The organism is Fusobacterium varium, assembly GCA_021531615.1.
GTDB lineage: Bacteria > Fusobacteriota > Fusobacteriia > Fusobacteriales > Fusobacteriaceae > Fusobacterium_A > Fusobacterium_A varium_C.
Genome location: JADYUE010000028.1, coordinates 1 through 18,944, shown reverse-complemented (window position 1 = coordinate 18,944; position 18,944 = coordinate 1). Strand labels below are relative to the sequence as shown.

Annotated in this window: 19 protein-coding genes; 14 read left to right on the top strand and 5 right to left on the bottom strand. The window is 26.3% G+C overall.

What is annotated here, in order from left to right; all coding sequences use genetic code 11:
- The 3 genes from I6E31_08955 to I6E31_08945 are packed head-to-tail and all read left to right on the top strand — an operon-like array spanning nt 1 to nt 2,862.
- On the top strand, nt 1–1,059 hold the full coding sequence (locus tag I6E31_08955; GenBank protein MCF2640095.1) for an ABC transporter substrate-binding protein: 1,059 nt from the start codon (nt 1–3) through the stop codon (nt 1,057–1,059).
- A gap of 10 nt (nt 1,060–1,069) precedes the next feature.
- Nucleotides 1,070–2,071, top strand: a complete 1,002-nt coding sequence (locus tag I6E31_08950) for an iron ABC transporter permease (GenBank protein MCF2640094.1) — start codon at nt 1,070–1,072, stop codon at nt 2,069–2,071.
- A 5-nt stretch (nt 2,072–2,076) separates the two neighbouring features.
- Complete coding sequence (locus I6E31_08945) at nt 2,077–2,862, top strand: ABC transporter ATP-binding protein (GenBank protein ID MCF2640093.1); 786 nt, start codon at nt 2,077–2,079, stop codon at nt 2,860–2,862.
- Between the two features lie 153 nt (nt 2,863–3,015).
- On the opposite strand, the gene I6E31_08940 is transcribed toward I6E31_08945, so the two are convergent.
- Both I6E31_08940 and I6E31_08935 read right to left on the bottom strand, forming a co-directional pair.
- Nucleotides 3,016–3,999 carry a nucleotidyl transferase AbiEii/AbiGii toxin family protein gene (locus tag I6E31_08940; protein ID MCF2640092.1) on the bottom strand — a complete coding sequence of 328 codons (984 nt, stop codon included), beginning with the start codon at nt 3,997–3,999 and terminating at the stop codon, nt 3,016–3,018.
- Nucleotides 3,999–4,712, bottom strand: a complete 714-nt coding sequence (locus I6E31_08935; protein ID MCF2640091.1) for a hypothetical protein — start codon at nt 4,710–4,712, stop codon at nt 3,999–4,001. Before I6E31_08935 ends, I6E31_08940 begins: the two co-directional genes overlap by 1 nt.
- A gap of 327 nt (nt 4,713–5,039) precedes the next feature.
- Here I6E31_08935 and I6E31_08930 point away from each other — a divergent pair, with 327 nt between their 5' ends.
- The 3 genes from I6E31_08930 (at nt 5,040) to I6E31_08920 (ending at nt 8,428) form a co-directional block, all read left to right on the top strand.
- Nucleotides 5,040–6,239, top strand: a complete 1,200-nt coding sequence (locus I6E31_08930) for a starvation-sensing protein RspA (GenBank protein ID MCF2640090.1) — start codon at nt 5,040–5,042, stop codon at nt 6,237–6,239.
- A 23-nt stretch (nt 6,240–6,262) separates the two neighbouring features.
- Nucleotides 6,263–7,618, top strand: a complete 1,356-nt coding sequence (locus I6E31_08925) for a PTS transporter subunit EIIC (protein ID MCF2640089.1) — start codon at nt 6,263–6,265, stop codon at nt 7,616–7,618.
- An 84-nt stretch (nt 7,619–7,702) separates the two neighbouring features.
- Nucleotides 7,703–8,428, top strand: coding sequence for a GntR family transcriptional regulator (locus I6E31_08920; GenBank protein ID MCF2640088.1), 726 nt, complete (start codon nt 7,703–7,705; stop codon nt 8,426–8,428).
- Between the two features lie 305 nt (nt 8,429–8,733).
- On the opposite strand, the gene I6E31_08915 is transcribed toward I6E31_08920, so the two are convergent.
- Nucleotides 8,734–9,225, bottom strand: coding sequence for a hypothetical protein (locus I6E31_08915; GenBank protein ID MCF2640087.1), 492 nt, complete (start codon nt 9,223–9,225; stop codon nt 8,734–8,736).
- Nucleotides 9,226–9,842: 617 nt separating this feature from the next.
- Between I6E31_08915 and I6E31_08910 the strand changes: the two genes are divergently transcribed.
- The gene (locus I6E31_08910; protein ID MCF2640086.1) at nt 9,843–10,106 is read left to right on the top strand and encodes a hypothetical protein; all 264 of its coding nucleotides are present in this window, start codon (nt 9,843–9,845) and stop codon (nt 10,104–10,106) included.
- 148 nt (nt 10,107–10,254) lie between these two features.
- Here the strand turns inward: I6E31_08910 and I6E31_08905 are convergent, their stop codons facing one another.
- Both I6E31_08905 and I6E31_08900 read right to left on the bottom strand, forming a co-directional pair.
- The gene (locus I6E31_08905; GenBank protein ID MCF2640085.1) at nt 10,255–10,584 is read right to left on the bottom strand and encodes a hypothetical protein; all 330 of its coding nucleotides are present in this window, start codon (nt 10,582–10,584) and stop codon (nt 10,255–10,257) included.
- A 52-nt stretch (nt 10,585–10,636) separates the two neighbouring features.
- On the bottom strand, nt 10,637–11,644 hold the full coding sequence (locus I6E31_08900) for an MmcB family DNA repair protein (GenBank protein MCF2640084.1): 1,008 nt from the start codon (nt 11,642–11,644) through the stop codon (nt 10,637–10,639).
- Between the two features lie 491 nt (nt 11,645–12,135).
- On the opposite strand from I6E31_08900, the gene I6E31_08895 reads away from it, so the two are divergent.
- From I6E31_08895 to I6E31_08865, 7 genes are all read left to right on the top strand, one after another.
- Nucleotides 12,136–13,170: a WG repeat-containing protein gene (locus I6E31_08895; GenBank protein ID MCF2640083.1), complete on the top strand. Its 1,035-nt coding sequence runs from the start codon at nt 12,136–12,138 to the stop codon at nt 13,168–13,170.
- A 227-nt stretch (nt 13,171–13,397) separates the two neighbouring features.
- Nucleotides 13,398–14,078, top strand: coding sequence for a recombinase family protein (locus I6E31_08890; protein ID MCF2640082.1), 681 nt, complete (start codon nt 13,398–13,400; stop codon nt 14,076–14,078).
- Between the two features lie 421 nt (nt 14,079–14,499).
- Nucleotides 14,500–16,125 carry an AAA family ATPase gene (locus I6E31_08885; protein MCF2640081.1) on the top strand — a complete coding sequence of 542 codons (1,626 nt, stop codon included), beginning with the start codon at nt 14,500–14,502 and terminating at the stop codon, nt 16,123–16,125.
- A 35-nt stretch (nt 16,126–16,160) separates the two neighbouring features.
- Nucleotides 16,161–16,478, top strand: coding sequence for a hypothetical protein (locus I6E31_08880; protein MCF2640080.1), 318 nt, complete (start codon nt 16,161–16,163; stop codon nt 16,476–16,478).
- A 14-nt stretch (nt 16,479–16,492) separates the two neighbouring features.
- Nucleotides 16,493–17,197, top strand: a complete 705-nt coding sequence (locus I6E31_08875; GenBank protein MCF2640079.1) for a metallophosphoesterase — start codon at nt 16,493–16,495, stop codon at nt 17,195–17,197.
- A gap of 687 nt (nt 17,198–17,884) precedes the next feature.
- A complete protein-coding gene (locus tag I6E31_08870; GenBank protein MCF2640078.1) occupies nt 17,885–18,028 on the top strand; it encodes a hypothetical protein in 144 nt (47 codons plus the stop codon).
- Nucleotides 18,029–18,554: 526 nt separating this feature from the next.
- Nucleotides 18,555–18,764, top strand: a complete 210-nt coding sequence (locus tag I6E31_08865; GenBank protein ID MCF2640077.1) for a hypothetical protein — start codon at nt 18,555–18,557, stop codon at nt 18,762–18,764.
- The last annotated feature ends 180 nt before the right edge of the window (nt 18,765–18,944 follow it).

Genomic DNA, 18,944 nt, shown 5'->3' with positions numbered 1-18,944 from the left:
ATGAGAAAATTTTTAAAATGTGCTACTATATGTTCACTATTTTTATTAGGAAATATTGTTACAGAAGGAAAGGTAGTTACAGATTTAACTGGGAAAAAAATTGAAATGGCTGATAAAGTTGAAAAAGTTGCTGTTGTTCCAATTCCATGGGCATCTTTATCATTTGCTGTAGATGGAAGTGATACTAAAATCATTGGAATGCACCCATCTGCTAAAAAAGCTTATGAAATTAGTATTTTAAAAGATATAGCACCAAATATGAAAAAAGCTAACTCTACTTTTGTAGATAATAATTTTAATATGAACTACGAAGAATTGGCAATATTAAAACCAGATCTTGTAATAGTTTGGGATTATCAAGAAGAGGCACAAGAAAAATTAAACAAAATCAATATTCCAGCAGTTGCCATCAAATATGGTACTTTAGAAAATGTACAAAATGGCATTAAATTATTAGGAGAAATTTTTGATAAGGAGGAAAAAGCAAATGAACTTATTAAATATCACAAATCTACAAATGAGTATTTAATGTCTAAAGAACCTGAATTAAAAAATATTGAAAGAAAAAAAGTTCTTTATATAAGAGATTCACAATTAACAGTAGCTACAGGTAGCTCAGTAAATAATATTATGATTGATATGGCTGGTGGAGAAAATGCAGCTAAAGAAATCAAGGTTGGAAGCTGGTCAAAAGTAACAATGGAACAAGTTATGACATGGAATCCTGATATTATAATTTTAAGTAACTTTGATAAAATTCAGCCCAATGATATCTATAACAATAAAATTAGTGGTCAAGATTGGTCAAATATTGAAGCTGTAAAAAATAAAAAAGTATATAAAGCTCCAATAGGAATCTATAGATGGGATGCTCCATGTGCTGAAACTCCTTTAATGATAAAATGGATAGCTAAAACAACAGCTCCTGAAATATTTAAAGAATATGATATCAAAAAAGATATAAAAGATTTCTATGAAAAATTCTTCAATTATAAATTAACTGATGAACAGTTAAAAACTATTTTAAATACTAATTTAAATCCAACTCTTGATATTTAGGAGAAAATAGATGAACAAAGACAGATATAAAATAAAAATGTTTTTTCTTATTACACTTTTAATTTTTTGTATAATGGGTGGAATATTTTTAGGAAGATTTTATATTTCTCCAACAACATTTTTTTCTATTATTTTAGAAAAAATAATAGGAATTGAAAATAATTCTATAGAAAGTTCTGTAATTTTTCAATTAAGAATTCCTAGAATTATAATGAATCTCTTAATTGGAGCTGGATTAGCGGTAGCTGGAACAGCTCTACAAGGAGTATTTCAAAATCCTTTAGTTAGTCCTGATGTAATAAGTGTAAGTTCTGGTGCAGCCTTTGGGGCAGCTTTAGGAATATTGCTTTTTGGAATGAATAATTATGTTATTATGTTAGCTATGACTTTTGGAATATTAAGTGTAGGCTTAACATATATTTTATCAAAAGTTAGAGGAGAAAGTTCAACCCTTTCCTTAGTACTTTCTGGTATGGTTATGACCTCTCTTTTTGGATCTTTGATATCTTTAATTAAATATACAGCTGATCCTTATGATAAGCTTCCAGCTATTACTTATTGGCTTATGGGAAGTTTTTCAAACATTTCATATTCAGAGATAAAGTTAGCTTCAATTCCTATATTAAGTGGAATATTTATCTTGTACCTTCTAAGATGGAGAATAAATATTCTATCTCTTGGAGATGAAGAAGTTCGTTCTTTAGGATTAAATCCTTCTAATACTAGAACTTTAATAATAATTTTAGTAACTTTAATAACTGCAACATGTGTAACTGTAACTGGAATAATAGGGTGGATTGGACTTTTAATTCCTCATATTTGTAGAATGTTTATAGGAGTAGACAACACAAAACTTATTCCAAGTTCTTGTATAACTGGGGCTATATTTATGTTGATAATTGATGGAATAGCTAGAACAGCTACAGCATCAGAAATACCTATAGGAATATTAACTTCATTGGTAGGTGCACCATTTTTCATTATAATATTTAAAAGATATAAAAGTTGGTGATTAAATTGAATTTAGAGATAAAAAATGGTTGTTTTGGCTATTCAAAAGAGAATTTAATTTTAAAAAATATTAATTTAAAAGTAAATGATGGAGAAATTTTTACTATTTTAGGTCAAAACGGTATAGGAAAAACAACTCTTTTAAAGTGTCTTAATGGAGTTTTAAAATGGAGTGATGGAGAAGTGTATATTGATGAAAAAAAAGTACTGTCTTCTAAAGATTTAAAAAATATTGGATATGTTCCTCAAGCACATAATCTCTCATTTCCATATTCAGTAAAAGAATTAGTAGTAATGGGAAGAGCTAAATATTTAGGAGCTTTCTCCATTCCATCTGAAGAAGATTACAAACTAGTAGAAAAAGTACTAAATGAAATAGGAATACTTCATTTAATAGATAAAAAATGTTCTGAACTTAGTGGAGGGCAATTACAAATGGCATTTGTAGCAAGAGCTCTAGTATCAGAACCAAGAATATTGATATTAGATGAACCTGAGTCACATTTAGATTTTAAAAATCAGACTATTATTTTAAAGTTAATAGTAAAATTAGTTAAAGAAAAAGGAATAACATGTATTTTTAATACTCACTACCCTGAATATGCTTTAAGAATTTCAGATAGATCTATGATAATGGGAAAAGAAGACTATATTATTGGAAAAACTATTGATATAATCAACGAAGAAAACTTAAAAAAATATTTTGATATAAATACAAAGATTTTTAATACTATAATAAATAATGAAGTTTTAAAAAGTGTTATTATCACAGATAATTTTAAAATATTCTAAAATAACAGAAATTTTATATTTAAAAATATAAGAAAATTTATTTAATAAAATTTTTTGAAAAAAATCAAAAACTAGAATTATTATCTTATAAAAAATAAATAAAAAAGACTGTAGATAAAAAAATTATCTACAGTCTGAAATATAAAACTTTGATTATATCTTATTTTCATTAGTATTTTTTCTATATTCTTTTTCCCACTTATCTATAAAATTTAATAAGATTTTTAAAGTATCTTTTAAATCTTCAAAGTTAGGAAACTCTTCAAAAACCATACTTTTAAATCTTGTGTTATATACACTCTTTATTTTATTAATTCTCTCAAAATCATCATATAAGAAAGAATTTTTATATATAGTATCTTTCCTTTTTCCAAAGAAATCATTTTGAACTACTACTTTAGAAGCCATTTTATAAGAAGCTTCAGTTTTTAAAAAAGCTTTAATCTCATTAAGCTGATAAAGCTTATGTAAATCGTAAAGATGTCTTATTTTATTTCCAAGTTCTACTTCAGCATTCTCTTCAAAAGTATAATCTAATACTGCAAATAATTTTTCTATAAAAGTCCTTTTTACTGATAGTACATTAATTTTAAAACTTTCTAACTCAAATTGAGGAATAAATTCTTCTTTTCCAATTTTTCTTAAATACTTCGCTATATAGCTTTCTATCTCTAAAATCTCTGTTGGTTCAGGAGTAGATAAAGAATTAATTTCTAAAACTATAACATCACTAACTTGTCCTTTATCTTCCTCATATATTTGAATTGGATATTGATAGATAGTTTTTCTTATATTTCCTCTTTTAGATTCTCTTGGGTGTTTTGGAAGATAAATCATACCCTCAGTTATTGTTTCCTCTATATTTTTTAACAGTTTTTTCTTTTGATTATCTCCTAAAGATGAATTAGTAAGCTGCAAATCTATATCTTCAGAAAATCTATTGATAGCATTATATCCTTTTGAAAGGGAAGTTCCACCTTTAAATACAACATCATTTTTAAAAGAACTGCTACTTAATTTTTTCAAAATATAAGTTACCCAATAATCTTTTTCTATATAAAACTCTAAAATACCCATATCTTTAGCTGTAAGGAAAATTAAAGCTTTAAAGTTTTCTAAATCTTTATGTAGTACCACTAAATTATCCTCCAATCTTTTCCATTTTTTATTTTTAGATTTAATTTAAAAGTCGTTGTTTTATTCAAATTTTCTTTTATTTTTTTTACTCTTAATATATTTTTTTCTTCTACCATACTTCCAAGTAAAGCTAAGACAACTGCTGTATAATATTTTTCTGCCAAATCAAGAAGAAAGATTATCTCTTCATAAGCTAGTTCCAGTATAATTTGCTTCATTAATATATAACTTTCTTGTATATCTGAATTAGGTATATTTTTCAAATTTTTTAGAATATCTAAAATTTCTAAATATTTTATATTCTTTTCTGTTATTGGAGCTTTATTTTGGATAAATTTTATCTTTGCTCCTTGATATTCTCTAGGATTCTTTCTTATATTTGTTGCTATTTCTAAAGTATTAGAAAGTTGTGTTGTAAGACCATATTTATTAAAAAGATTAACTCCAGTAATATATCCTATTCTTTTTTCGCCAATATAAAGATATTTTTGTATAAAGTCTTTTACAGAAAGAGGAAGTTCTCCAAAAATAGATTTTAGAGGAATATAGTATAAACCTTTTTCGGCTCTTTTAACTTCACCTTTTTTTACCATTCTTTCTAGTGCCTTAAAAGCAGCATAATTTAAATCATTAGAAAAAAATATCTTAGTATCCAAAACTTTATTATTTTTGTTATATAAAATATTTTTTATATCTGCTGCAATATTATTCATGCTTACTTTCCTCCTTTTTAGTTTTTTTTACATTTATTTTGACATTTATTTTTTATTAATCTAAAAATATATAATATATTATATCATTTTTTATAAAATAAACTAAGTTTTTTTTACATTTATTTTGACATTCACTTTTATATTTTATCTTAAACTTTCTTTTCAATTAAACTAAAATATTTTTATTAAATAACTGTATCTACATTAAAGGTTTTCTATAAAATTGGTATGATTTTTTATCATTAAAAAATCATTTATCAGACCAAATTGACTTTTAAAATATCCAGATGTTAAACTAAAACTATAAAAGAAAAAGGAGGTAAAAAGATGAAACCTAACTTCATAAAAGATATAAAATGTTTTGTTTTAAATCCTAAAAGACATAATCTGGTAGTTGTGAAAGTAGAAACAGAAAGTGGAATAATAGGATATGGATGTGCTACTTTTCAACAAAGACCATTAGTAGTAAAAGTTATGGTAGAAGAATATATCAGACCACTTTTATTACAAAAAGATGCCAATAACATAGAGGGAATCTGGCAGATGTTAATGGTAAATTCTTACTGGAGAAATGGACCTGTTATAAATAATGCTATTGCAGGGGTAGATATGGCACTTTGGGATATAAAAGGAAAGATGGCAAATATGCCGTTATATCAATTATTTGGTGGAAAATCGAAAGATGCAATACCAGCTTATAATCATGCTGATGGTTTAACATATGAGGAGCTTTTCAAATCTGTAGATAATTTGGTAGCTAAAGGATACAGACATATTAGATGTCAAATGGGGCTATATGGGGGGAAAAATCCAAATTTTCACAAGACTAAAGCACCTACTGAGGGAGAATATTATGATCAAGATCTATATATGAATTCTGTAATAGACATGTTTAAAAAATTAAGAGAGAGATATGGGTATTCTATACATTTTTTACATGATGTTCATGAAAGATTATTTCCAAACCAAGCTATAGCTTTAGCTAAAGAGTTAGAAAAATATCATCCTTATTTTTTAGAGGATATTTTACCTCCTAATCAAACAGAATGGTTAGATCATTTAAGAAATCAAAGTAGTATATCATTAGCTTTAGGAGAGCTTTTCAACAATCCTATGGAATGGAAAGAATTAATTGTAAATAAAAGAATTGATTTTATAAGATGTCATATATCACAGATTGGAGGAATAACACCAGCTTTAAAATTAGGAGCATTGTGTGAACAATTTGGAATAAGAATAGCTTGGCATGGACCTTCTGATATGACACCAATAGGAATAGCAGTAAATAATCATTTAAATATCTATTTACAAAATGCAGCTATTCAAGAATATAATGAGCCTGACGAGGTAACAAATAGTATATTTAAAAGTGATTTAAAAGTTGAAGATGGATATATCTATCCTTTAGAAAAAGCAGGAATTGGAGTTGAATTTGATGAGGAATTAGCAAAAAAATATCCTGTAAGATATAGAGCTCATGAGTGGACACAGGCAAGATTACCACATGGAGTTATTCACACACCATAAAATAATATAAAAGGGAGACTAAGATGGAGAAGAAAGAGTTATTAGAAATAGTTAAATTTTTAGGAGGAAAAGATAATCTTATAAAATTTTGGAATTGTATGACAAGATTACGTTTTCAAGTAAAGGATGAAAGTAAGATAGATTTTGATAAAATAAAGGAAATTAAAGGTGTTTTAGGTACTCAAAAACAAAATGATCAGTATCAAGTTATAGTTGGACCAAGTGCTAATAAATATTTTGAGATATTGAAAAAAGAGTTAGAAGCAAATGAAAATAATACAGAAGAGAATAATGAACCTAAAGTAAAGAAAAGTTTGATATCACGTTTATTAGATATTGTTTCTGGAGGATTTGGACCAATTATACCAGCAATAGCTGGAGCAGGAATGTTAAAAGGAATTCTTTCTGGACTTTTAGCTTTAAAAATTTTAGATGGAAGTAGTGAAACAGTAAAGATTTTTGATCTAATAGCTAGTGGAGTATTTTATTTCTTACCATTCTATCTAGCTGTATCAGTAGCACGTATATTTAAAACAAGTGAGTATTTGGCTCTAGCTTTAGCATCTGCTCTTATGTATCCAACATTAATGGATGCTGCTATAGCTGGACAGATAAAAGCTTTTCACTTTTTTGGATTGCCTATTCCTGTTATTAAATATAGCTCTACAGTAATTCCAATAATAATCTCTGTATGGGCTATGAAATATATTCACAAATATGTAGATAAACATATGCCAGAAGTATTGAGAACAATATTTACACCAACTTTAACACTTATAATCTCTATTCCTTTGACTTTAATAGTTATAGGACCATTGGGAACATATTTTGGACAAATTATTGCTTGGTTGATAAATATTATGTTTTCATTCTCAAATGTAGTAGCAGGATTTATTGTAGCAGGAATTCGTCCAGCTATCACTGTGGGAGGAATGCATCATGTAATGACACCTATGTTCTTCAACAACTTTGAAACAAAGGGATATGAGTTCTTAATGCCACTATGTTTTATGGCAAATATGGCAATGGGGGGAGCAACTCTTGGTTTACTTTTCAGAACAAAAGATAAAAATAAGAAATCTATTATAATATCTTCTACTATATCAGCTATTTTAGGAATAACAGAGCCTGCTTTATTTGGAGTTTTAATAAAATATAAAAGAGCATTTATTGCAGCTACTTTAGGTGCAGCAATAGCAGGAGGGTTTATCTCTTACTTTGAAGTAAAAATATATGGATATATTCTTTCTAGTATTGTAAGTTTACCAGCTTATATAGGACCATATTTTGTATATGCTATTTTAGGAGTTGTTATAGCTATTGGATGTTCTGCTATATTTAGTTATATCTTAGTAAAAGATATTGATACAGTGGAATAAAATATATAAATTTTCAGCTTTCTATGATAAAATTTTTATTATAGAGAGCTGTTTTTTTTATTAAAATAAAAAGTTGGTGAGGATATGAGTAAAAAGAATTTTATGGCAGAAGATATAATAGGGAAAATATATCAAAATAGATATAAATCAGGGGAACAACTTCCAACAGAAAGAGAATTAGCAAAGATATATGGAGTTTCAAGAGATACAGTGAGAAGATCCTTAAAAAAACTTGTAGATTTAAACTTTGTAGAGAGTATACAGGGGAAAGGAAATTTTATTAAAGAGGGATTAGCAGGAAGTTCACTTATTTATAATTCATTAGTTGAGAAAAAATTTAGAGAGATATCTTCAGAAGTATTGGAGTTTACAGAAATAAAAGCTGGGAAGGAGTTTTCAAAAATTTTTGATACTTCTGCTGATGATACTCTTTTTCAATATAAAAGAATCAGAATAGTGGATTTTGTAAAAGTTCAAATTGAGCTTACAAGAGTTCCTAAAAATCTTTTTCCTAACCTAAAAAGAGATGATATAAAAGATTCTTTTCACTCTTATGTAATAAGGTCAGGATATGATATTTCACACTCTATCACAACTTATAGTGCAATTAATTTAAGTAGAGAGGATGCAGAGTTATTAAATTTAAAAAAGGGAAAAGCTGTGATGATGATAAAAAATAGAGGAATATTAAGTAATTCACAAGTATTTGAATATAGTGAATTGGTAACTGATGAGTATTCATGTTCATATATTAGTAATTTTAATTCTAATCTATTAAAATATAGAAACTTAAAAGCTGAAAGAAAATAAAAAATTTCTTACATTATCAAAAATAGAAACATCTAAACCCTTGCTTCTTAATATAGTGTTATTTTATATCGAATGTCTCACGTGAGACATTCATCTGTTTAAACTATTTAAAGAGCTTTTTCTAATTTTTGTTTCATTAATTTTTCTAATTCTTTAATAATTTCTATTTGTTATTTGTGTAATTTTATTTCCAGCTTCCCACACAAGGATTTTATTTTTTATATTTTTTTATATGCATCGGGTTCACTTTTGATTGAACCTTTTGTATTAAAATAAAACTAATATTTTTAGAATGATATTTGCAACTATATTTTTTCATGGCTTATTTGAAAATACTTTTCTAATTCCTCTACAGTCTTAAAACTATATTTTTCCTTATCAAAGAAATATTGTTTTTTATTATCTAATACAAATTCATATTTTTTATCTAAAAAGCTATCTCTTAAAACTGATACTAAAGCTACAACCTTATCATTTCTTTCTTTTTCTTCTATATAAAAAAAATAACTATCTATTATTGTTTTGATGATTTCTATAATTTCTACATGTTCTATATATTGTTTGGTTAAAATTATTTGTTTAACTTCTTCAAATGCAATTTTGGCAGCCTCTTTTTTATCAAAGTTCATTGGAGTTTTTCTTATAACAATTTCTTCTCCAATTTGGTATATATATACTTCTCTTTCTTCCTGTGACAACCCTAATTCTCTTACCCAAGTAATAGGTAACATTATTCTACTATTTAAACTTCCACTTCCTGATTTTAAAAATGATATATTTTGTTTTCTAACTTTCATTTTCTTCTCCTCTTTAAACGTGCTGTCAATTTTCTCTTTTCTTTATTATAATTGACGTGCTGTCAAAAGTCAATATCTTTTTTATTTTTTGACGTGATGTTTGTTGTAGAATAGGAGTTTATTGAAAAATAAAAAAACCCCGTAGGGTGCGAGGTCAGAATAGACTATTTGTAGTGCTTTGCTAACAGAATAAAGATGAGAAGAAGTAATCCACCTAGAAGAATTGCTCCTCCATCAAGATTAATTGTTAGCTGATGAACAGTTACAGTCATCTCTGTACCTCCTTGAAAATAAGTAAGATCTACTGTTTACAAGGATCGTTACTCCTTATAAACATGAAATAAGCCTCCACCGAAGTGAAAGCTTAGTTCATAACGAATTTTATATCTTACTATTTTCAAGTTCCCCATACGGGTTCTAGGTATCTTAATTATATCAGTTTTTATATAAAAAATCAAATCAAATAAAAAAATAATAAGGCTTTTTTTATCTTTAATTCTATGATATAATTAATTATACTTTCTTAGTTATTATTTTTTAGAATGATTTTTAATCATTTCTATTTGACATCGTAAAAGTGGGGATTCTTTCCCCATTTTTAATTGGTGGGGGGATTTATGAAGATAAAGGTTTACAATTGGAGAAAGGATATTTATTACGACTTAGAAGGAGAGATTATTAAAGAAACTTTTGATTCTAAGGGAGAGAAAGAGCTAGATTATAAATCATCTGATGGCACTATCTCTAAAAGAAAATATATTCAAGAGTGCTATATAGCTGAATTTCAGACAATAGATAATCAAATAATTTTTTTGGAACACTTTAGAAGTTACTGGATAAGTGGAAAAGAATTTCAAGAATCTTTCAGAGAAACATTATAATTTCTTGTTTTATGCTATACTTTTGAAGTAGTTTTTTTGTAAAATGCTTATACCATAAATTGCTTTACATTGTTATTGGTAAAAAGTAGTTAGGTGGATAAATCCAAAAGAAAAGGTAGAGATTTTTCTCTACCTTTTCTTTTATTAATTAATTATCATTTGGTTTGTTTATTTCTTTTAATTTTTTTACTTGAAATGGGAAATATCCATATTTTACTATTTTATTTCCATAGTTGCTTAGGGCGAATGGATTTAGAAACTCTATATGCTTTGTATCTTTACTTCTAACAAATATTTCTACATCTTTCTTCCTGTATGTGGCTTCTTTCAGATCAATTCCCAGTATTTTTTTTAAAAGTCTATATTCTCTAGTAGTAAGTGCTAAGTATTCTTTCTTCTCTTGTTCCTCTTTTGTATAGAAGTCTATAATTTTTTGAAGTGCTTCAAATGCTTGTTTTTCGTCTAAATTCAATTTCATTGTAGCTCCTCCTTTTTTATTTTATTTTTACTCTAGTCGCCTAGACTAAAGCTTATTTCATCATTAATTTCAAAGCTAGAGATGTTAAAGTTTCCCCTCTTTTTAAAGGGTCTAATTTCTTTGGTTTTTCGATTACTTTTAAGATTAATTTATCATTTTTTCTATCAATTACTATAAGTCCACAACTTGTAAATTTATTTTGTTCTGCTATCTCTTGCAGATCTTGGGGAACTGCTAACCATAAATAATCTACAAATTCACTATATTCAGTATATTTATGATCGTTTAATAAATCTCCTTTAGAAATTTTTATTTCAACTCCATGAAGATTTAAGTTCCATGGATATTCTGTTGTTATATTTTCAGCACAAAATAGATCTATTCTTCTACTATGTCTTGAAGTTCCAGTAAATACAGGAAATTCAGTAAGTAATTGAGCTTTAGTAACAAAGGAATTAAAATAATTTTTTTTATTTTCACTTTCATTTTTAGTTCCAATCCAAGATTCTGTATTGAATAACATACCCAAGATGTCAGTAGTATTTACAGGAGAGCTATCTTCAGATACTTTTTCATTTTCATTCTCCTTCTCATCAGAATCATCAAGATCATTATAACGAGTAGGACGGACAGAGTTATGTATTTGCCTTAGTTCTTTCCCTGTGATTGAGTTATTAAATACTTTTTCTGCTAGTTCAGTAGAATTACTTGGACTATTTCTCATTATTTTATCAAGTAGAACTAGATTTTCAGCACTAACATTAGCAGCTTCAAGAGGTTTAACCTCAATCCCTTTTTCTTTCTGTATCTCTGAATATTTTTGATAAACTTCTCCTGCCTTTTTACGTTGCCATAAAATACTTTCATGGATTTTATTACGGATTGAAAAATCTTTTAACCATTGGGTAAATGAATTGTACTTCTCTTCCCATAACTTTTCAGTTTCTACTTTTTTTAAAAGTGTATAAAAGTTAGTCCAGTTTTTTTTATCTAATGAAATTAAATCAGTAATTTGCTTTTCTATACTTTCTAGTAAACTGTTGTTTTTAATTTCTTCCATGATCTTACTCTCCTTTATTTACTCTAGGCGACTAGAGTTATTTGATAGGAGTATAGCTTCAACTTTTAATTTTGTCAAGAGTAGAAGTCCGAAAAACGTTAAAAAATATAAAAAATGTATAAATTTAAAAAAATTATAATATTCTTAATTTCAAAAAATAAAAATCAATTTTAAGGCTTTAAAAGACTGAAATAAGCATTTTAATTTTAGAGATATTAAGTTTGAACACAGTAGCTAAAATGTCATAAAATTAAAAGGTCGTTTTTTTAAGAATTAAACAAAAAAATAGAATAAATTTAGTTTATTATATATTTTTCTTTTTAAATAAATATCTAGCAAAAAAAATACACCCTTCATCTTAGTTGTCTAAGATTTTGGGTGCAGTACATTATTATTAGTCTTATAATTAAATATTTTTTAACTTATTGTAAAAAATAGTTTTTAAGGATATAATTAAAAATAATGTATTTTAAATAGGAGTGGCATAAAATATGAAAAAAATATTATTACTATTTTTATTGTTATTATCTATTATTAGTTGTGGAAAAAAAGAAGTTTTATTTTCTGAATTACAACATAGAAAAGATGGGTTATATTATGAGAAAAATCAAAGTAAACCTTTTTCTGGTATTGTTTTAACTAAATATGAAGATGGACAAATTGAAGAAAAAGCTCAAATGGTTAAAGGGATTTTTCATGGTGAGTTTTCATTATATACTGAAAATGGTGATTTGAGAATAAAAGGAAAATATATTAATGGATTGCTTGATGATGAAAATAATTTTTTTCTTACATTAGAAGAAGTTCAGAATTTAAATAAAATAATATCACTTAAATACGATTCTGTAAATTTTTTTAGAGAAGGCTTAGCAGCAGTGAAAAAAAATGGAAAATATGGTTATATAAATAAGACAGGAAAAGAAGTAATTTCAATGAAATATGATTCTGTAAAACCTTTTAGAGAAGGTTTAGCAGCAGTGGAAAAAAATGAAAAATATGGTTATATAGATAGAACAGGAAAAGAAGTAATTCCCTTTAAATATGATTATGCAGATTCTTTTAGAGAAGGCTTAGCAGCAGTGGAAAAAAATGGAAAATATGGTTATATAGATAAAACAGGAAAAGTAATTATTCCTTTTCAATATGATAATGCAAGTGAGTTTAGAGAAGGCTTAGTAGCAGTGAAAAAAAATGAAAAATGGGGTTATATAGATAAGACAGGAAAAGAAGTAATTTCCTTTAAATATGATTATGCAATGTCTTTTAGAAAAGGCTTAGTAGCAGTGAAAAAAAATGGAAAATATGGTTATATAGATAGAACAGGAAAAGAAGTGATTCCATTTGAATATGTATTCGCATATGATTTTATAGAAGGCTTGGGAATGGTGAGAAAAAATGAGAAGTGGGGTTATATAGATAAGACAGGAAAAGAAGTAATTCCCTTTAAATATGATTATGTATTTTTTAGTGAAGGATTGATAGTAGTGAATGAAAATGGGAAATATAGGTATATAATTAAACCATAAAAATAATTAGATTTCATTTTTATGATAATCTTATAATTAAAAAAAGAAAAAGAGGTATTAAATTTATTTGATACCTCTTTTTATATTATAAAATAGTATTAGAATAAACCTTACAAAAAATAGTATTAAAAGTTTGACTGTTATAAGATATTCTGTTAAAATGTTAATATCATTTTAGTATTAAATTTATTGTTCGTTGAAAATAAGACTATACGAGGTGGAAGAATATGATCTATGGATATTGCAGAGTATCTACCAATAGGCAAGTTATTACTAGGCAGATTGAAAATATATTAAAAGTATATCCTAATGCTAAGATCTATCAAGAAGCTTATACTGGAGTAACTTCAGATCGGCAAGAATGGAAAAAGCTAAAAAAATTAGTGAATGATGGAGATACATTAGTATTTGATTCAGTTTCTCGTATGAGTAGAAATACTGAAGAGGGGATCAAAGAATACTTTGAACTTTATAATAAGGGAGTTAAGCTTATTTTTCTTAAAGAGGGGTATATTAACTCTGATGTATATACCAAAGCTAAAGAGCAGCAAATAGCAAAGACAGGTAATAAGATTACAGATATTTTACTAGCTGCTATTGAGGAAGTTTTAAAAGTTATTGCTGTGGATCAGATTGAAAAGGCTTTTGAACAGGCAGAAAAAGAAGCTTGTGATATCAGAACAAGAACTAAAGAAGGACTCAAAGTGAAGAAAGCTCAAGGAGTTATTCTTGGTAGAAGAGTTGGATCTAAGATTCAAACCAAAAAATCTATTGAAATGAAAGAAAAAATTAAGTTACTGGCTAAAGAATTTGGAGGAAACTTAAAAGATATCCAAGTTATAGAAGTTCTAAAGATTAGTAGAAACACGTACTTTAAATATAAGAGGGAGCTAAAAGAAGAGTTATAGTAGTTTATATAGTATAGAATCACTATAAAAATATAGTACTACTACACTATATATTATAACATTAGTAAAACTGGAGCAGACTGAAGCAGGAATATAGTGCATTGCTTCTGATGTAAATTCAAATAAAATAAGGAGTTTCAAAGGTACTGGAGCAAATACACTATAAAGTATAGTTAGTATATTAATTAAAATTTTCTATATAAAAAATTAGAAAAATAAAAGTAAAAAAATAGTTGTAGAAGCAGTAACTATAATATTAGCAGATAATTTATTCTTTTATTAAAATTAAAAATAAAGAATCCTTTTGTAGTTGAGTTTTTTTAGTTATGAAGTTATAATATAATTATTAATTAGTGAACCACTCACTACTTATAGAAGTGGGCGACTTTTTGCCTGTTAGGTTAAAGTAAAGGAGGGGAAAATGAAAAAGATTCCTATAGGAATAGAAGATTTTAAAGAAATTAGAACTGAAAATTATTATTATATAGACAAAACAAAATTTATAGAAGAAATATTAAATGATGGTGCAAAAGTAAAATTATTTTGTCGTCCAAGACGATTTGGTAAAACTCTTAATATGTCTACTTTAAAATACTTTTTTGATATAAAAGAAGCTGAAGAAAACAGAAGATTATTTGATAACTTATATATAAAAAATTCTCTTGTATTTGCAGAACAAGGGAAATATCCAGTACTTTTTATTTCTATGAAAGAAATAAAAGGAACTACATGGGAAGAAATGCAAAAGAGTATAAGAGAAATTTTATCTAATTTGTATGAAAAATTTAATTTTTTAAAAGATTCATTAAATGAAAGAAATAAAAGGAAATTTGAAAAAATTTGGTTTGAAGAAATAGATGGTAACTATGATGATGGATTAAATTTTTTAACCAATATTTTAGAAGAATATTATAAAGAAAAAGTAATAGTTTTAATAGATGAGTATGATGTTCCTCTCACTATGGCTTATGAATATAATTTTTATGATAAAGCAATTAATTTTTTTAAAAGCTTATATGGATCTGTTTTAAAGACTAATCTTAGCTTAAAAATGGGAGTTCTCACAGGAGCAATAAGAGTAGCTCAAGCTGGAATATTTTCTGATCTTAATAATATTGAAACTCATACAATACTTGATGAAGCCTATGATGAATATTTTGGACTTTTAGAAAATGAAGTAGAAAATTCTCTTATAGAATATAAAACTGAAGATAAATTAGAAGATGTTAAATCTTGGTATGATGGATATAAGTTTGGAAATATGGAAGTATATAACCCTTGGAGTATTTTAAAATATATAAAGTATAAAAAATTAGATACTTATTGGGTAAATACCTCTGGAAATATCTTAATAAAGAATCTATTATTACATTCAGATGGAACAGTTTTCGAAGATTTAGATAGTTTGGTAAAAGGAAAAGAAAAAACTGTATATATCAATGAAAGTATAGCTTTAGGAAGTACTTTAGATCCTAATAATCTTTGGGAACTTATGCTTTTTTCAGGATATTTGACAGTAAAAGAAAAAATGAATAATAAAACATATTTAGTAAAGATTCCTAATAAAGAGATTCAATCATTTTTTAAAACTCTTTTTGCAGAGATAATGTTTAATGGAAAAAATAATATTTCAAATATGAAATCTGCTTTGGAAAGTAGAGATGTAAATAGAATTAGTGGAATATTAGAAGATCTTGTGCTAAATGCTATAAGTTTTTATGATACAAGCAGAAAGTATGAGAACCCTTATCAAAACTTACTAGCAGGATTCTTATATGGAATAGATGATTTATATAGAATGATTCCTAATCCAGAAGCAGGAGATGGAAGAGCTGATATAATATTAAAGCCAAAAATGAAAAAATGGGCTGGATATATATTTGAACTAAAAAGAGCTAAAACAAAAGATATGAAAAAAGAAGCTAAAGCAGCCTATGAGCAAATAGTGGAAAAGAGATATGAGGCTATATTGAAAAGTGAAGGGATAGAAGATATAATAAAAATAGGTTTAGTATTTGATGGAAAAAAAGTAGAAACATATTATTAAAAAATAATACAAAGGAAATAGTAGGAGGAAAGAATATGAAAAAATTATTATTAGTAGTTATGATGACAGGATTATTAGTAGCTTGTGGGGAAAAAGTACAATTTACAAGTACAAAAAATAAAGAAATAATGATAGAGAAAGTATATGAAAAGCAAGATATAGCAGCTAAAAGTGAATATGATGAAATATTAGCAAAACTACAAAAACAAGCAGATGGAGGAAATAAAGAAGCACAAGAAGAAATAGACGCTTGGAATGATGTTAAAAGAAAATATGAGGCAAAAAGAATGGTAAGTGCAACTGAAGAAGCAAGGAAAGCAGTAGAAGAATTAAGATCAAAAAAAGGTTGGTAAAAACAGGTGATAATATGATATATATCACAGGAGATAAACATAGAAATTTCAATGAAATAAAAAAGTTTTGTAAAGAAAATAATACAACTAAAGATGATGTTATAATCATTCTTGGAGATGTAGGACTTAATTTTTTTGGTGGAATAAAAGATTGGTCTGTAAAACATTCACTTAGCAAACTTCCAATAACTCTATTTTGTATCCATGGTAACCATGAACAACGTCCTTTTGCTATTGCAACATATAGAGAAGTTGAAAAGTTTGGAGCAAAAGTATATATGGAAGAAGAATTTGCCGATATAGTTTTTGCAAAAGATGGAGAAATCTATAACTTTGATGGACTTAAATGTATGGCAATAGGAGGGGCATATAGTACAGATAAATACTATCGGCTTACAAATAATTGGAAATGGTTTAGTAATGAACAACCTAATGATAGAATTAAAAAGTATGTTGAAGATCAATTAGAAAGCACTAACTGGAGTATAGATTTAGTTTTTAGTCACACTTGTCCTTTTAAATATCGTCCAATAGAAAGATTATCTAGTACTATTGATCTTGATAAGATAGATACTTCTACTGAAGAGTGGCTGCAAAAGATAGAAGATAAATTAAAGTATAAAAAATGGTATTGTGGACATTTTCATATAGAAAAATCTATTGATAAAATAAGATTTGCTTATGATGATATTATAGAATTAAATCCTTCTTATTTATAGATAATTTTATTTTAAAAAAGGGAATAGTTTAAACTATTCTCTTTTTTATCAAAAACTAAGAAAAAATTAAATTATTGGCTAAAGATTTTGAAGGAAACCTTAAAGATATTCAAGTTATAGAAGTTCTAAAGCTTAGTAGAAATACGTACTTTAAATATAAGAGGGAGCTAAAAGAAGAGTTATAGTACTACTACACTATAGATTATAACATTAGTAAAACTGGAGCAGACTGAAGCAGAGATATAGTGTATTGCTTCTGCTATAACTTACTATTTTATAAAGAGTTTTGAGGTTACTGGAGCAAATACACTATAAAGTATAGTTAGCATATTGATTAAAAATTTTTATATAAAAAAGTTAGAAAAATAAAAGCAAAAAAATAGTTGTAGAAGCAGAAACTAAAATACTTGAAAATAATTTATTTTTTATAGTTGAGTTTTTTAGGGAGGAGAAATATTATGGGAATTACAATTTTTGATTATATAAAAGGAAGTGAAAAGCAAGATTTAGCTGAATTATTAGAATTATAAACTACATTACATATAAAAACTGGAGCAAGGTGAAGCAGAGATATAGTGTATTGCTTCTGCTATAACTTACTATTTTATAATGAGTTTCAAGGTTGCTGGAGCTGATACACTATATTTAGTAGTGTTTTTTTATTCAAAAAAATAAGGAGATATTAAAATGGACGATTTAGAAAAATTATTAAATGAAAGATTAGAAGATAAAGAATTTAAAAAAGAATGGGAAGAATTTCAACCTGAATTACAACTAATGAAAGAAGTGATAGGTAAAAAAATAAAAGAAAATACTTCTCAAAAAGAGTAAAAATAATTAATTTAATTATTAAAATAGTCTTATAGTACCATTCCACTATATCTTACACTATATAAAAACTGGAGCAGACTGGAGCAGAAGTATAGCGCATTGTTTCTGTTGTAAATTCAAATAAAATAAAGACTTATAAAGTTACTGGAGCAAGTATACTATAAAGGATAGTTGATATATTGATTGAAATTTTTTGTATAAAAAAAATAAAAGCAAAAATAATTGTAGAAGCAGAAACTAAAAGATTGTATTTAAATACTTGTTGTCATATAATGATAAATATCAAAGGTAATAACGTATAAGGAATGCCCCAAATGTGGATTTTATACCTTATTAAGTACCTAAATGAGAGAATTAAAAAAGAAAATGTGATTATTACCGAAAAAAATGAGCTAAATATATTGCACCTAAAATCTTAAACAACTAAGATGGAGGGTGTAGTTTTTTTATGGCTAAATTAACAAATAACCAAAAGATTGAAATCTATGAATGAAGATTAAAAGGAGAGATTTTAAAATCTTTAGGTTTGGAATTTAATATAAATATTCATAACCTTGAGTATCTAATTAGGCTTTTAAATAAACATGATTATTCTATTCTTAGAAATGAGAAGAATAGATATTATTCTAAAGAGTTTAAAGAAATTGCTATCAACAGGGTTTTAATTAAGGGAGAAAGTCTAAGATTTGTCGCTATTGAGCTTGGACTTTCTTCTGCTGGAGTTTTAATAAATTAGACTAAAAAATATAAAGAAAACAGCTATAATGTTATAGAAAAGAAAAAAGGGAAAATACCAAAGACTATGATTAAAATAAAAAATATTTACTTTTTATACAGTGTTATTTTATTTGAGAATGTGAAAAAAAGTCTGTAAATTAAAATAATAAATGCTTTAAATAGCTTTCTATGATAAAAT